The organism is Bartonella sp. AP72JLCBS (genome assembly GCF_042195705.1).
Taxonomy (GTDB): Bacteria; Pseudomonadota; Alphaproteobacteria; order Rhizobiales; family Rhizobiaceae; genus Bartonella.
The window spans coordinates 1-16,151 of the sequence record NZ_JBHIOU010000013.1; the positions used below are offsets into that span (position 1 = coordinate 1).

The following is a 16,151-nucleotide window of genomic DNA, read 5'->3' on the forward strand; positions in this document are numbered from 1 at the left end:
ACACTCATATGAAGCAATTTTGCACTTTCACGGTCTGTCAAAAGAATATCATTTTCTGTCATACTAAAATCCTTTCAAAAGTAAAAAAATGGTAACAAATCATAACTATTTATTAACCACATTTTGGTTCATTTAGAAAGATGTTTTATTCATAGAAAACAATATTTTATTATACAATTTCTGATGTGATACGTTATGAGTCTTATTGAGAGAGAATGAGAGAGAAGAGAGCTAAAGTTATCCACAGATCATGGGGTTATTCACCCCATATCTTAAGATTGACCCGTGACATATGCCGCCCATTTATCCATATAGACACGGCGCTGTTCTAGATAGTCAGTGCGACGATAGGCACGCTCTACTTTGCCGCCAACTGTATGACTTAGAATAGTTTCAGCAACCTCATAGGGAGCATCGGTTGTTTCAGCGAGCCAATTGCGTAAACTAGAACGAAAACCATGCGGGCAGGCTTCAAGTTTATTGTCTCTCATATATTTTGCCATACAATTCTCAGCAAGGGGAGCACGACCGGAAAAAGACAGAATGAAATTACTTTTGGAAATACAACGGGCTTGTTTAATCACTTTTAGCGCTTCAGATGATAGAGGTACGCGAAATTCTGTTGTAGCGTCACGCAAACCTTTCATATTCTCAGCAGGAATAGTCCATACATCATCTTCAATCTGATCTTCACGAATATGACGCAAAGGGTTGGTACGAACGCCTGTCAGGATAAGCAAGCGCAAAGCCAGTTGTGTTATGTTTTGTGTTTTACAGAGTAACTGATAAAAGGCGGGGACATCTTTCCAATCCATTGCAGGTCTATTAGTGGTTTTATGACGTTGTTTACCTAAGAGCGCGCGTGCTTTTTCTGTTGCTTGTAAATCAACATCTAACCCTAATGCAGCCGCATGTTTGAGACAAAGATTAAGACGATTTAGTGCTTTCTCTGCTATTGCAGCTTTTGTATGCCAGATAGGAGCAAGGGTATTGCGTATCTCTGTTTGTGTAATCTCTGAAACGGGCAGACAGCCCAATTTAGGGAGAATATGAAGGCGTAATGGTAAAAACCAATCACAAGCTTTACCATCTCTTTTTAATTCAGCTTTACGGCTTTCAAAAGCATCTAAAGCAATGTTTTTTAAATAATGAAGATTACGCATTGCCTCACGCTTTTGTTTATCGCGTTCTTTAATGGGGTCACGACCCTCATGTAAAACAGCACGCCATTGGTTTGCCAATTCACGGGCTTTTTTTAAAGAGACATGTCTTAAGGCGCCCAAGCCCATTTCACGGCGCCGACCGTGAATGGTATAACGATAAAGCCATTGAGCACCACCATCTTTACGCTTATGGAGGATCAAGCCGGCACCATCATTATATTTGCCAGCTCCCAATGTTGCGACAGCCCTTGCGTTAAGACGATTCATAAGAACCATTTTTTAGTCCTTTCTTGTATAAATTTTACCCACACACCAGCCCCGCTTTTGACGTGCAAGCAAGTGATATGAATTGATTCAATCTGAGAGGGTTTAGAATAAGAAAATCTTACTATATTCAGTCCTCTCATTCAATATGCAAAACAGTGAATTATCATTATAAATCAATATCTTGAACAGTAAATGCACGTGATCTGCATGCATTCTTAGAGGCAAAACGTGACTTTTCCAATTGGATTAAGGACCGTATTACCAGATACAATTTTATAGAAGGACAAGATTTTATAAAAACACAAGATTTGCGGTCACCAAATTTGGCGAGCGCAAAATCTAGAGCTGTTATCGCAATTAATTACCATCTCACTTTGGAAATGGCAAAAGAACTTTCCATGGTAGAGCGTAATGAAAAAGGTAAACAAGCCCGTCAATATTTTATTGAATGTGAACGGCGTGCAAAGAAACCTTTAGACCTTGCAAACGCGTTAGAAGACCCTCTCTTTGTGAAAAAACTGCTTTTAGAAAGCGTCACACAATTAGAGACTTTAAAAAGTGAAGTGAGTACCCTTAAACCAAAGGCAATGGCTCTTGAAAGCTTACAGCGTCATAATGGACTCTTCAGTCTTACAGAAGCCGCTAAAATACTCGAGATGCAACCAAAACAGTTCATTCTCTTCTTACAGCAAAAAGGTTGGGTTTACAGACGAGCAGCAAGTGGAAATTTGCTTCCTTATCAAGACAAAATCCAAAAGCAACTTATGGATTGTCCAACCATCACACTTCAAACCGCAAGTGGAATAGAAAAGGTCATTCCTTGCGCAAAAGTCACAGCAAAAGGAATTGGTGTGCTGTCTCAAGAGCTTAAAAGACAAAGCATGCATTAATTAAGGAATGCAATAATGGAAAAGAAATACGAACTACTAATCTTATAGTATCTCTATAAGCCGTTTCTAACACCGAAAAACCAACTTTTAAACACCAGCGTGATTCACGCCACGGGGGAATTACATCTCAATGAAGGGGAATAAACATGCCACACCGCCCACCTACTATCACGCAACCAGCTATTGCTCGTGCTTTAAGAGAAGCTAAAAAACAAGGATGTGAACTCATAGAAATCAAACCTACAGGGGAATTATTAATTCATATCAATAAAACCATAACACCAACAACGACAGATAATACTTATAGCATTGACGATTTTCCACCACTTGAAAACGAGCAAGAAGACTACGAGACCAGCAAACGCTGCCCCTCTGTCGACGGTATAAAGTTTTAGCCATGCCAAAACGCCGTCCACCGCATCTTGTTCGTGAACGTACACGCCATGGTAAAGTTATATGGTATGTACGTATTGGTCATGGACCACGGTTTCGGATTGAAGGAACCTATGGAACGCAAGAGTTTGTTGACAATTATACGCTGGCTATTAAACAAGCTCAAAACGGCTCTTCCAAAACAAAGAGGCGTACCAGACTCACAGAAGGGTCTTTCGATTGGTTGTTGCATCAGTATTTACAAAGCATGCAATGGCATAATCAATCAGAATCTACTAAAAAATTAAATATCGAATTCTGAATAATGTTTCTAAACATATCGGTGATCGTGCATATAAAAGCATAAACAAACAACACATTCTTGAAGCCGTAGACAGAAGGCGAGAGACCCCCGCGGCGGCAAAACATTTTTTGACCTCTTTAAACGGTCTCTTTAATTGGGCGGTTGATAATGCCCTTTTAAATAGAAATCCTGCCTTTAATATAAAAGCACCAAAATCTTTAAACAGTGGGGGATTGCTGCCATGGCTAGAAGAGGACATAGACAAATATTATCACCGTTGGTCACATGGTACACATGAACGCGTCTGGATTGATGTTCTTCTTTATACAGGCTTGCGTCGTGGTGATGCCGTTCGTATCGGCTGGAAAGACGTCAAAGATAATATCATTTATCTCAAAACAGAAAAGAGCCAATTTAAAACAGATGTTTTTCTCCCGATTTTGCCAGAACTCGCAGAAACACTTAAAATTTGACCTATTGGAGATGAAACATTTATCTGCGGTAAAGAAGGTAAAAAACTGACCAAAGAAAGTTTTGGTAATCTGTTTCGTAAAGCTTGTAATGCAGCAGGTATTAAAAAATCAGCGCATGGATTGCGAAAATTAGCAGCAACACGTGCAGCAAATGCTGGTGCGACAGTTTCGCAAATGAAAGCGCTTTTTGGCTGGACAGAAGATAAAATGGCATCCCTTTATACCAAAACAGCCAATAGAAAACGACTTGCAATAGAAGCAATCAAAAAACTTCAAAAAAGTTAGGGATAGGTGGAAAATAAGTTAAAAGAATCAACGGAATCAAAATTCCCGAACTTTTATATAACCTATTGATTTAATTAAATATTGGCTGGGGTACCTGGATTCGAACCAGGGAATGCCGGTACCAAAAACCGGTGCCTTACCGCTTGGCTATACCCCAAAAAAACACGCTTTATAGCGACTCCTGCACCTTATAGCGATTCCTGTGATTGAACGCAATATTTGAAAATCAAAGACCTTACTTTTTTATCATAAAATTTCTGAGTCTTGTATGGCATTGCCATCAATACAAATTCGTAGCAGAAACTGATATACAGTTGCGATTTTAACATAAGCAGGAACCATTTATCCATCAATTATTTTGCTCTTTGTATTGATTTTCTAGGAACATAAAATGAAAATCTTGCAGTTTACTCATGTATCTAATAAATTTGCATATGATTTACTTTTCTTGATATATTAAAATCCCATCTTTCTCAATTTAAGAAAAAAGCTGTCACCACATTGGCAACCGGTAAGTGTATGATAGTGCTGCTGTGCTCTTGCATTAAGCATAAAGATGGTAATGTCCACTAATTTTTACATTATATTATTCATGGGTAGCTCCATAAAATGAAATCAAGCACATTGAAAAATATTTCCTAAAAATAACACTTAATATTCTGTTGAAAACATTATGATACACCAATAAACTGGAAAAGTTTTGCAAAAATTAAAAACATTTTATATGGTATTTGAAAAAATAGAGATACCAAAACAAGGAATAATCGCTATTTCCATTTACTTTTTATTCAAAAGATAATGATATTTATTACCCGCTCATAGATGTAAAAAATCTTCAGAAGCAATCTTTATGTAGACCAATACCCTTTTTGATTGATGAATATACATTTCCTAAAAGCTTCTTTTACAAAAAGAGAGACATTAAAACTATTTCATACAAACTAGGTATTCAACATTTGCTTTTAAATGCGGTAAATGGCAAATTAGGCTTATGAAATAAGCTTAACAATTAGAATCGAGGAGATTTTTAAATGGCTTTTGAATTGCCCCCGTTGCCTTATGATTACGATGCCCTTTCGCCTTATATGTCACGCGAAACGCTTGAATATCATCATGATAAGCATCACCTCGCTTATCTTACCAACACCAATAATTTTGTGAAAGAGTTAGGCTTAGAAAATGAAAGCCTTGAAGATATTGTTAAAAAAAGTTTTGGAAAAAATATTGGTTTGTTTAATAATGCAGCGCAGTATTACAATCATAACCACTTTTGGCTTTGGATGAAAAAAAATGGTGGTGGCCAAAAACTTCCTGAAAAGTTAGCAAAAGCTATTGACGCTGATCTAGGTGGTTACGACAAATTCCGCGCTGATTTTATTGCTGCTGCTAGTGCCCAATTTGGTTCTGGATGGGCGTGGGTTGCTGTTAAAGATGGCAAGCTTGAAATTATGAAAACGCCTAATGGCGAAAATCCCTTAATTCACAATGCTCACCCTATTTTGGGTGTCGATGTGTGGGAACATTCCTATTACATTGATTATCGCAATACTCGACCGAAGTACCTCGAAGCCTTTGTAGACCATTTAATTAATTGGGACTATGTTTTGAAACTTTATGAAGAATGTGAATTTTAAACTGTCTCAATAATTTTTTAGTGTATGAAAGTCCCTATAATCCAATAAATTATCGGAGACTTTCATACCAAAATATTATGGATTAGCAAAAGTCTTTTCCTGCTATCTTTAGAATATATGCATAGATATAGGCAACTTCTTCTAGCTTTGAAAAACGTCCAGCTGCACCAGCGTGCCCTGAATCCATATTAATACGTAATAAAATTGCATTATCGTCTGTTTTTAGGTCTCGTAATTTTGCCACCCATTTTGCAGGCTCCCAGTAAGTTACACGAGGATCTGTTAATCCTGCCATCACAAGTATAGGGGGATAGTTTTGAGCTTTGACATTATCGTAAGGGGAATAGGAAGCAATAAGCTTATAATCTTCTTCTGATTCAAGAGGATTCCCCCATTCGGCCCATTCTGGAGGAGTGAGTGGCAATGAAGCATCTAACATTGTCGCTAAGACATCAACAAAAGGCACATTTGCTACGATCCCAGCAAAATCCTGTGGAGCTATATTGGCAATGGCTCCCATCAACATCCCCCCTGCTGAACCACCATGAGCAATCAGCCGGTCGTGAGAAGTGAATTTATTGTTTACAAGGTAACGCCCACAAGCAATAAAATCTGTAAATGTATTGTGCTTAAAGAGATGTTTTCCTTTCTCATACCATTCTACTCCCTTTTCTTTTCCTCCGCGAATATGAGCAATAGCGTAAATAAAACCTCTGTTTACTAGAGAAAGTACATTACTATTGAAACTGGCAGGTATAGAGATCCCATAAGCACCATAACCGTAAAGCAGACAAGGCGCACCACCATCAAGGGGAGTATTTTTGTGATAAAAAAGTGAAATAGGAATCTTCTCACCATCGTCTGCTATTGCTGTAATACGTCGTGTTACATATGCATCTTTATTATGCCCAGAGGGAATTATTTGCGTTTTTAAAAGCATTCGTTTACAATTTTTCATCTCATAATCAAACACTTGATCAGGTGTTGTCATAGACGAATAGGAAAAACGAATAGTTGGACTGTTATATTCTGCAACTCCTTGCAGACCTAAAGAATAAGCCTCTTCAGTAAAAGCAATGGAATTAACTTGTTTAGTGGTACGTTCCATTACTTTTATACGTGGAAGCCCCTCAAAACGTTCGATCCAGACAAGAAAATCTTGATAAGCATCATGGGATAATATTAGGCACCCAAGCTGATGTGGGATAAACTCAGACCAATTTTCTGATTGTGGAGATGTATATGGCGCTACCATAATTTTGAAATCTTTTGCATTATCTAAATTGGTTAGAATATAAAAGACATCACCACCCTCTGTAAGTGAATATTCAATACCTTTTTGTCGTTTCCGTACACATTGGGGAACAGTAAAAGGCGCCTCAGCAGGAATTAACCAGATCTCGGATGTTTCATGATCATGAATATTAATATAAATAACATCATGAAGCTTAGAACCGCTTACATCTAAGAAAAAACCTGGATTGTCTTCACGAAAAATAAGCTTATCTTGTGATTGATCTGTGTTTAATTGATGATAATAGAGCTCTGAAGGTCGGTGGTTTTTATCCATCTTAGTATAGAAAAAACCTTCAGATCTAGCATCCCATACAATTTGACCAGATGTATCAGTAATTGTATCCATACAGTCAGACAATGTCTCAAAATTACGAATTTTAGCTGTATAGAATTCTGATCCTTTGTCATCATAGGTCCATACCACATGTGTATGGTCAGGAGATTCTTGAACTGAACCAAATTTGAAATATTCTTTGCCTTCTGCTAGGACATCACCATTAAGGTACACGTTTTTTTCTCCGCCATTCCTTGGTGTCCGAAAATAATGTGGTTGTTGGCCTCCGGTAACATAAGAGAATCCGTAAGCAAAAGCACCATGTTTTATAGGAACAGAACTATCATTCTCTTGGATCCTGTTTTTCATTTCGGTAAAAAGCAAATCTCGTAATGGTTTTGTATCAGCCATTTGAGCTGATTGATAAGCATTTTCTTTTTCAAGATAATGTCGAATATTGGGATCAAGACAGTTAGGATCTTTAAAAACATCTTGCCAGTTAGACGCACGTAGCCAATGATAGGGATCATCACGAAAAATACCATGATATATTTCCTTATGAGTGATTCTAGATGCTTTGGGAGGAATTGCAAAAGTGCGAGTCATACACAATCCTATATTAAAATATGTTAATAGCTTCGTTTATATGTTAGAATCACAATGATTGATGCAAGTGTAAAAATCTATAAGTTCTATTCACTTGCAAAAATAGCACCATGATAATTTTTAAAACTAATACCTTTCTGTTCATTACATATCACAGCTATTGTTTTCTAGGGATATAACACCACTTTTATAATGAAAGTGACTGGTAAAACAATTAAACTATTAGAAAAAGAATTGATTTTTTTTGAAACAGTATAATCGCATAATTTTACAGAAAGGAATAAATATATCTAAAATATTATTATTACTGTATAAAAAATAAAAATGTCCTATCTCCTTTTAATGAATAGTTTTATATTACAAATAATACTATTATGTCATATTTATAATATATCATGTTTTTTATTATTAAATTTTATAAATATAAATAATAAAAACAAATTTAAAACTTATTAAACATAAACTTACTAAACTATAAGTATTCAAAACAAAATATAATAATTTATATATTATATTTTTACAATTAGTAATTTTATTTTTACGTTCTCAAAAAAAATAAATAAATTTTATCATATATTTTTTTATATTTGTGATGTATTATATATTATGTATGATATGTTATAGGGTAAAAATATATTTTAGCATGTAATAATTTCGTTTTTCTTATTGTATATTATGACAAAAAATAGGTATTTATTTGATTTTTTTGTGTTTTGGCAATTTTATAGAATAATTGAATTGACAAAAAAGATTTTTGTACAATATGAAACTCATGTGCATGAGATCTTTATATCATGAGTATATGCACTATATCTCGATTTTGAATTACTCAATTTTAAATTAAAGGAAACAAGAATGGAACATCGTGCAGTCTTAGAGACTGAAAGCAATTTAGTTATTACATTGGTTGCTGATATTGTTGCTGCCTACGTGAGTAATAATTCTATTCGACCGACTGAAGTGCCAAGTTTAATTGCTGATGTCCATGCTGCTTTTCGTAAAGCAGGGAATCTAGAGTTAACAGAAGTCGAAGTTGAAAAACAAAGGCCTGCCGTTAATCCGAAGCGTTCAGTATTTCCTGATTATCTCATTTGCCTTGAAGATGGAAAGAAGTTTAAATCTCTAAAGCGTCATCTCATGACACATTATGGAATGTTGCCAGAGGAATATCGTGAAAAATGGCAGTTAGATAGTTCTTACCCTATGGTGGCGCCTAATTATGCAAAAACACGATCGGCTTTGGCCAAAGAAATGGGGCTTGGACGCAAAAGCAAACGGAAAAAAACTAAATAATCTTATTTTGCGAAAAAATGGTTTCGTGCATAAAGTTGATTTTAGTATACATGTTTTGTGTGAAGCTTTTGTATATATAGCAATTTCTACCAAGGGGATTACATATAGCTTTCGTTACGAATCCGTTTAATCATTGATTTCAAACCATTTGATCGTTGTGGTGTAAGATTTTCATTTAAACCAAGTTTTTCAAAGAGCTCTTGAGCATCAGAATTGCGAATTTCAGAAGCTTTTTTGCCTGAATAAAAAGCAAGAAGTATGTAAATGAGTCCACGCACAATATGAGCATCGGAATCACCTTGAAACGTCAATATTGGATCTTTTGAGTTATTACGTGAAGATAGAAGCCACACTTGGCTAACACAACCAGGAACTTTGTGAGCATCGTTTCGAGCGCTTTCTGGAAAAGGTGGCAATTCATAGCCAAGCTCGATGACATAACGATAACGATCTTCCCAATTATCCAAAAGCGAAAAGTTCTCTATAATATTACCGATTGTTTCCGCCATTATTTTAGTCCTGTTTCGTTTGAATAATCATTCTTGAATACACTTATAAAAAATAAATATTTATTCTTCCTAACATAAATAACACGAAGAACGTTAAAAATCCTTATTTCAAGATAACATTGCATGGTTTTGTAAGAACTCTTGTATTTCGATTTTGTAAGAAACATTAGGGGAAGTCTCTGATATCATTTTTGTTTCCTAATATGTTCCCTAAATATTCATAAGCAGCTCTTGCACCGTAATATGCGCGCTCACCAAGTGAACTTAAAAAGGATTTTCCTACTTTGCAGGTTTTTATATTACGGTCACAAAATGCGCCTAAGTCATTTAAGGCTTCCTTAAAAGCAACAATCACATCGCTCGTTGTTGTCTCATTATTTTGGGGGCTAGAAGAATGGTTACTGCTTGGATCTGCTACAAAAAATGAAATAATGACAAAAATAAAAAATAAAAAAAATGATAATTTGATTAAAAAACGTATCATGGACAATCAATGTACCGCAGTGGTAAATACAATAAAAGAAGCATTTTATACACTGTTGCTTTATAAACAATTTATAAAATGTGCTTTTTATAAAATTGAGTATTCATGTATTGGATCTATATCATTGGCTTTTTTATAAATATGGCACAATTCCGCTGTATAAAATGGATACATTGTCTATTCAGTAAAAAATTAACATCAAAATTATACACTTACAAGCTGGTCATGTTAATGAACATACTATGATAAAAAATGAGAGAGATAATCGTGTTGTGTACATAATTATTTTAAATAATAGTCCACCATCTTAGCTTAGTTGAAAAAGCTAAAAAGAGTAAACTCTGTTATTCTGACTCTAGTGTCGATAAAATATTTATATTATCTATAAAATTTTTACTGGAATGTTATGAAAATAGTCAACCTGTCAATAAAAACATCAAAAAATAACTGCATCTCTTATGATTACATCTCAAGCCAGTTTTTTCTATAACATTGTAAACATCAATTTAATTAATACTTAATAGAAGGAATTTATACCAAAATATAATAATATTAAGAGATAATTATTATTACCAAACCGTTTATGGATAAGTAACCATCTATATGTAAATTATAAAGAATAGATAATGATTGTCATCTTTTTAGCGTTATAGGCAAATATTTTCAATTTTATTTTAAATAATAGGCAAACATATGCCCCAAAATGAAGAATAACGTGGCATTATTGTTTAGATAATTATATGTGATAATGCAGTTTGCAAACACCAAAATGATCTTGAATGCTAATCATTTGGTGCTCTCTTTATACACATTAAAGATTTGTATAAAATAAAATGAATAAACGTTGATAAGAACTCTTGTTGATTTATCAACTTATAAATTGATATAATGAAGCCGCTCATTTTAGGAGTTTGAAAGGAAAAATCAATAATGTCAATGCACTTCTCTCTGGCTGGAAGTAAAAACTGATTCATATTCGTTTCCTAATTTATATTTGTTTCTTTGTAAAAAATAAACGCAACTGAAAATAAAAGTAATGGCAACAAAACGAAAGACCTACCGAAAAAAAACTGTAAAACACCGTAAATACTATAGTAGTATTGTTATAACACTTCTTCTTATAATTTTTCATTTTATTTTTTGGAGTGCAAAAACTCTTTATTTCTATACACGAAAAAATACTTTATTTTTTGTTGGATCTTTTCTTTTTAGCATTAGTTTTTTATTTATTTCATTTAATGCTTTATTTTCGCAAATGACAACGCATCAAAATATTTTAACTCAAATGAAATTTTCCTCTGTTCAAAGTATAGGTAAGAGCTCTACTTTATCGGAAAAAGAAGAAAAATCACAAGAACTCTCCCGTGTAACTTCTGTACATTCTCAAAGCCATAAGCACACAAATTCACCTTTACCCTCTCAATCAGCAAGCATGCTGGAAAAGCAAAAAGAACTAGCAAAATTAGGACTTTATGATGGACCATTAGATGGACTGGAAGGACCTAAAACACGCCGAGCCATCACTTTATGGAAACAGCAAACTGCTCAGAGAATGCAAAAGAATGTTCTATCTAATCCCGCAGCAGATGAAATCGCGATATTAATTAAGCAAAGCGAAATAGAAACAAACAATACAAAAAATATGACACACTTAAAAGAAGCTATTTTAGAGCCTTCTGTTGAAGATATTATACAAGTGCAAAAAGCTTTACATATTTTTGGGAATGAGGAGGTTATTGTCACAGGAATAGAAGATCAAAAGACGATAGAAGCCTTAAAACAGTTTCAAAAAATATTTGATCTTCCTGTAACAGGTAAAATTAATCACACAATTTTAATGAAAATGCGTGAAATTGGTTTATTAAATTGAATCTAATCATAATAATCTCTTAATTTATAATGATAATTCATCTTTCGTTTGTTTAATGCTCCCCTCAAACATTCCTTCATCTCAAGCCCTCTTATTTTCAATCAATCAGAATGGTTTTCTTACACATTACATATTGAGCCGTATAATTTGCTTCAAAAAAACCACAACCGATTGCAGAAAAAAGAATATTGCAAAATAGCAAACGCGCTTGTTCTAGCATTTTTATTGCCTCTGATGATAAAAGGACACGAAATTTTTGTAGTATCACGTAAACCTTTCATATTATCGAACCACGAATTGTCCATATATTATCGTCAATTTGATCTTTATAAATATGATGCAAAGAATTTGTGCAAACACCTGTAAGGATAAGTAGACGTAAAGCTAATTGTGTTATGGTTGTTGTTTTGCAAAGTGTCTGATAAAAAACCGGCCTTCTCTCTAATCTATTGCTGGAAAGTTATGTGTTTTATGACATTGTCTTCTTAAGAGAGCGTGTGCGTTTAGTATTGTCTATAAATCAACATCCAAACTTACCGCAGCAGTATGTTTGAAAAAAATGTTAAGACAGTTTAGTACTTCTCTCAGCTGTTATAGCTTTTATATGCCAAATGGAGGCAAGAATATTGCGCATCTCTGTTTGTATAATCTCTTAAAACAGGAAAACAGCCTAATTTGGGAAAAATATGAAATTTTAAGGTAAACACCATTTTTCATCTTTGCCATTTCCTTTTAATTCAGCTTTACGCCTTTCAAAGACATCTAAAGCAATATCTTTAAAATAACGGAAATTACCTATTGCCTCATGCTCTTACTTTATCACATGTTTTTTTGGTCTCACTCCCCCTCACCTAAAACAAAATGTCCCAAACGGAATATACTTGGATTGCCATTCACGGGCTTTCTTAAAAAACATCTCTAAAGCACCCAAAACCACTTCGCAACAACGCCCATGAATAATAATAGTAGTACCATTGCACGCGCCGCGCATCATCTTTACGCTTGTGAAGAAGCAAGCCGGCACCATTACACACTGTACCTACCTTCAATTTGTGATAGCTCTTACTTGAGACGTTTCATAAGAGGCATATCCTTGCTTTATTTTTTTACCTACAGACGCTCATCCCGCCTGTAACATACAAAAAACATGGTTTTGATTGATTCATTATAAAAGAAGTCGAAATAAGAAGATCTTATGATATTTACAGCTTTCATTCAATATGAGAAATAAAAAATTATCTTTATAAATCAATAGATTGTGTAACTTTGATATTCCTTTATAAATGTAAAGATGGGAGTGCATAATGGAGTTTATAAATTTTGGGAAGATTTTTATAAACTTACGGGGAGTTTTACATAATCCCCATTCCACGAATATCAATGTGAAATGGGGCATCACTGAGAAATGTCTATCTCAAACAGCATGATGCGCAAAAAAAATGCATTTGTTTGCAGCATTCTACTTTGCGTGAGGAGCTCATTCCCCTATAAAAAAGCAAACGCGTAAATTGACTGCACAATAACACGTTTCTCTCTATCAAGAGGTTCGCCAATAAAAAGTGCATTAATAATACATCTTTGTCTATCCTGTGCTTTATATTTTCTCTCATAAACCTCTAACGCGTAACACAACTTATCGTGCATTTTAGAAGCATTTTTATTCCCTTTATTAAAGAAAATAAAAGAATATATAAAAATTTATTTCAGTAATAACGATACAACAAAAAATATTAACCCATTACATCCTTTTTGCTATTGCGGCCTGAGCTGCTGCTAAACGAGCAATTGGCACTCGAAAAGGAGAACACGAAACATAATCCAGGTTATTTTCTTCGCATAAAGCAATAGAGGCAGGATCGCCTCCATGTTCACCGCAAATTCCCAATTTTATTTTTGCACGCTTTGAGCGTCCACGCTGTGCAGCAATGGTAATAAGTTCCCCTACTCCATCACGGTCAATAGACACAAAAGGATCTTGCTCTAAAAGACCTTTTTGAAAATAGGTTGCCAAAAAAGGAGCTGCATCATCACGGGAAATCCCAAAAGTAGTTTGTGTCAAATCGTTTGTTCCAAATGAAAAAAATTCAGCAGTTTCAGCAATTTCATCTGCTCGAAGCGCCGCTCTTGGAAGTTCAATCATCGTCCCAACCATATATTGAATAGTGCTTCCCTTTTCTTTCATCACTTCCTCAGCAACCTGATCAATACGCGCTTTCACAAAATCGAGTTCAGATTTAAGCGCAACCAGTGGCACCATAATTTCAAGCATAACAGGAGATCCAGATTTTTGGGCAGCTTCTGCTGCTGCTTCAAAAATCGCCCGCGCTTGCATTTCTGCAATTTCAGGATAAGTAATAGCTAAACGGCATCCTCGTAATCCAAGCATAGGATTAAATTCGTGCAACTGCTGAGTGCGTTCAGCAAGCACTTCAGCAGAAACACCCATAGCTGTTGCAACATCAAGAATTTCTGCTTTCGTTTTAGGCAAAAATTCATGTAATGGTGGATCTAGCAAGCGGATAGTAACAGGTAAACCACACATAATTTCAAATAATTCACTAAAATCTGAACGCTGCATTGGCAAAAGCTTATCTAGTGCTTTACGACGACCACTTTCATCATGACTTAAAATCATTTCACGCATGGCAACGATACGTTCATCAGAAAAAAACATATGCTCCGTACGGCAAAGACCTATACCTTCAGCCCCAAAAGAGCGCCCCATACGGGCATCAGATGGTGTATCAGCATTAGCGCGAACTCTTATACGTCGCATCCCATCAGCCCATTCCATTAATTTTGCAAAGTCTCCGCAAAGCTGAGGCTGCAACATTGCAACTTTCCCTTTGAAAATTTCTCCACTTCCACCATCAATTGTGATAACATCACCTTTTTTTAGGCTTTCTCCTGAGGCAAACAATGTATTTGTGTTATAATCAATCCGCACACTGCCAGCACCAGAAATACATGGTTTTCCCATCCCCCGCGCAACAACAGCAGCGTGACTTGTCATACCGCCACGCGTTGTTAAAATTCCTTCTGCAGCATGCATACCATGAATATCTTCTGGGCTTGTTTCTACCCGGACCAAAATAACTTTGCGACCTTCCGCCGACACAGTTTCTGCCTCTTCTGAAGTAAAAACAATTTCACCAGTTGCGGCTCCAGGAGAAGCAGGTAAACCACGTCCTATAACAAAACGTTCTGCTTTAGGATCAAGTGTTGGATGCAAAAGTTGGTCCAGCGACTTTGCATCAATACGCATCACAGCCTCTTCACGGTTTATTAACCCCTCCTCAACCATTTCAATTGCCGTCTTGAGAGCCGCACGAGCCGTGCGTTTTCCTGAACGAGTCTGAAGCATCCATAATTTACCTTTTTCAATGGTAAATTCGAGATCTTGCATATCCCGATAATGCTGCTCAAGCTTCTGCGCAATCTGACATAATTTCAAAAAAGCCTCAGGCATAATTTTTTCTAACGACGGTCTATTTGAACCAGCAACAATACGCGCACTTTCTGTAATATTTTGAGGCGTTCGAATGCCCGCCACAACATCTTCCCCTTGCGCATTAACTAAAAATTCACCATAAAGTTCTTTTTTCCCTGTCGATGGATTGCGTGTAAAAGCAACACCTGTTGCCGAATCTTCTCCCATGTTACCAAAAACCATAGCTTGCACATTAACTGCCGTTCCCCAACTTTCAGGAATGCTATGTAAACGGCGATAAGTAACTGCACGTGCTGTCATCCAACTTGAAAAAACGGCTCCAATTGCCCCCCATAACTGTTGTTCAGGATCTTGTGGAAAAGGGGTTCCTAATTTTTCTTCAACATAGGCTTTATAAGAAATAATAACATTCTTCCAATCATCTGCTGTCATTTCTGTATCAATAGTGTAACCATTGCATGCCTTTGCTTCATCAAGAATCTCTTCAAAATACGAATGGTCTAGCCCCAAAACAACGTTAGAATACATTTGGATAAAACGCCGATAACTATCATAAGCAAAACGTTCATTATTGGCTTGTAAAGCAATGGCTTTTACAGTCTCATCATTCATGCCAAGGTTAAGCACTGTATCCATCATCCCTGGCATAGAAGCCCTAGCCCCTGAACGAACAGACAGCAAAAGTGGCTTTTGCTCACTCCCAAATTCACGTCCTGTTTGTTCAGCAACGTATCTTAGTGCTTGCTTAACAGATTCCTGTAGCTCTTCTGGATATGATTTGTCATGGGCGTAATAAAAATTACAAACTTCTGTTGTCAGCGTAAATCCTGGCGGTACGGGCAAACCAAGATTACTCATTTCTGCCAAATTAGCCCCTTTACCTCCGAGAAGGTTACGCTCACTTGCACTTCCTTCTGCCTTTCCATCTCCAAAACTATAAACCCATTTTTTCACTGTACAAATCCTCCCATATCAGCATC

Annotated in this window: 11 protein-coding genes, 1 tRNA gene and 3 pseudogenes; 6 read left to right on the plus strand and 9 right to left on the minus strand. The window is 35.7% G+C overall.

All coding sequences use genetic code 11. The annotated features are described in order from the left end of the window. Both ACFILO_RS07385 and ACFILO_RS07390 read right to left on the minus strand, forming a co-directional pair. Window positions 1-62, minus strand: a pseudogene (locus tag ACFILO_RS07385) (DNA-binding protein); the annotation flags it as partial. 210 nt (window positions 63-272) lie between these two features. Further along, window positions 273-1,439: a tyrosine-type recombinase/integrase gene (locus tag ACFILO_RS07390; RefSeq protein WP_375678072.1), complete on the minus strand. Its 1,167-nt coding sequence runs from the start codon at window positions 1,437-1,439 to the stop codon at window positions 273-275. A gap of 194 nt (window positions 1,440-1,633) precedes the next feature. On the opposite strand from ACFILO_RS07390, the gene ACFILO_RS07395 reads away from it, so the two are divergent. The 3 genes and pseudogenes from ACFILO_RS07395 to ACFILO_RS07405 all read left to right on the plus strand — a co-directional run bounded on the left by ACFILO_RS07395 (window position 1,634) and on the right by ACFILO_RS07405 (window position 3,754). Then, window positions 1,634-2,320, plus strand: a complete 687-nt coding sequence (locus tag ACFILO_RS07395) for a phage antirepressor KilAC domain-containing protein (protein WP_375678082.1) — start codon at window positions 1,634-1,636, stop codon at window positions 2,318-2,320. A gap of 146 nt (window positions 2,321-2,466) precedes the next feature. Continuing rightward, a complete protein-coding gene (locus ACFILO_RS07400) occupies window positions 2,467-2,715 on the plus strand; it encodes a hypothetical protein (protein ID WP_375678073.1) in 249 nt (82 codons plus the stop codon). 2 nt (window positions 2,716-2,717) lie between these two features. Continuing rightward, a pseudogene (locus tag ACFILO_RS07405) lies at window positions 2,718-3,754 on the plus strand (tyrosine-type recombinase/integrase). Between the two features lie 82 nt (window positions 3,755-3,836). On the opposite strand, the gene ACFILO_RS07410 reads toward ACFILO_RS07405, so the two are convergent. Continuing rightward, window positions 3,837-3,911, minus strand: a tRNA-Gln gene (locus ACFILO_RS07410). 874 nt (window positions 3,912-4,785) lie between these two features. On the opposite strand from ACFILO_RS07410, the gene ACFILO_RS07415 reads away from it, so the two are divergent. After that, a complete protein-coding gene (locus tag ACFILO_RS07415; RefSeq protein WP_375628283.1) occupies window positions 4,786-5,388 on the plus strand; it encodes a superoxide dismutase in 603 nt (200 codons plus the stop codon). An 82-nt stretch (window positions 5,389-5,470) separates the two neighbouring features. Here ACFILO_RS07415 and ACFILO_RS07420 read toward each other — a convergent pair whose 3' ends face one another. Further along, entirely contained in the window at window positions 5,471-7,564 is a 2,094-nt protein-coding gene (locus ACFILO_RS07420; RefSeq protein WP_375652317.1) for a S9 family peptidase, read from the minus strand. Between the two features lie 855 nt (window positions 7,565-8,419). Here ACFILO_RS07420 and ACFILO_RS07425 point away from each other — a divergent pair. Next, window positions 8,420-8,857 (plus strand): MucR family transcriptional regulator, encoded by a 438-nt coding sequence (locus ACFILO_RS07425; RefSeq protein WP_012754848.1) that lies wholly within the window; start codon window positions 8,420-8,422, stop codon window positions 8,855-8,857. Between the two features lie 98 nt (window positions 8,858-8,955). On the opposite strand, the gene ACFILO_RS07430 is transcribed toward ACFILO_RS07425, so the two are convergent. Then, the gene (locus tag ACFILO_RS07430; RefSeq protein WP_375611146.1) at window positions 8,956-9,366 is read right to left on the minus strand and encodes a SufE family protein; all 411 of its coding nucleotides are present in this window, start codon (window positions 9,364-9,366) and stop codon (window positions 8,956-8,958) included. A gap of 108 nt (window positions 9,367-9,474) precedes the next feature. After that, window positions 9,475-9,850, minus strand: a pseudogene (locus tag ACFILO_RS07435) (DUF5330 domain-containing protein). Between the two features lie 1,036 nt (window positions 9,851-10,886). Between ACFILO_RS07435 and ACFILO_RS07440 the strand changes: the two are divergent. Further along, window positions 10,887-11,720, plus strand: coding sequence for a peptidoglycan-binding domain-containing protein (locus ACFILO_RS07440; RefSeq protein WP_375613011.1), 834 nt, complete (start codon window positions 10,887-10,889; stop codon window positions 11,718-11,720). A gap of 97 nt (window positions 11,721-11,817) precedes the next feature. On the opposite strand, the gene ACFILO_RS07445 is transcribed toward ACFILO_RS07440, so the two are convergent. From ACFILO_RS07445 to ppdK, 3 genes are all read right to left on the minus strand, one after another. Then, window positions 11,818-11,988 (minus strand): hypothetical protein, encoded by a 171-nt coding sequence (locus ACFILO_RS07445; RefSeq protein WP_375640278.1) that lies wholly within the window; start codon window positions 11,986-11,988, stop codon window positions 11,818-11,820. Window positions 11,989-12,625: 637 nt separating this feature from the next. Next, a complete protein-coding gene (locus ACFILO_RS07450) occupies window positions 12,626-12,754 on the minus strand; it encodes a DUF4102 domain-containing protein (RefSeq protein WP_375678074.1) in 129 nt (42 codons plus the stop codon). A gap of 704 nt (window positions 12,755-13,458) precedes the next feature. Continuing rightward, window positions 13,459-16,125, minus strand: coding sequence for a pyruvate, phosphate dikinase (gene ppdK, locus ACFILO_RS07455; RefSeq protein WP_375678075.1), 2,667 nt, complete (start codon window positions 16,123-16,125; stop codon window positions 13,459-13,461). Between the last annotated feature and the right edge of the window lie 26 nt (window positions 16,126-16,151).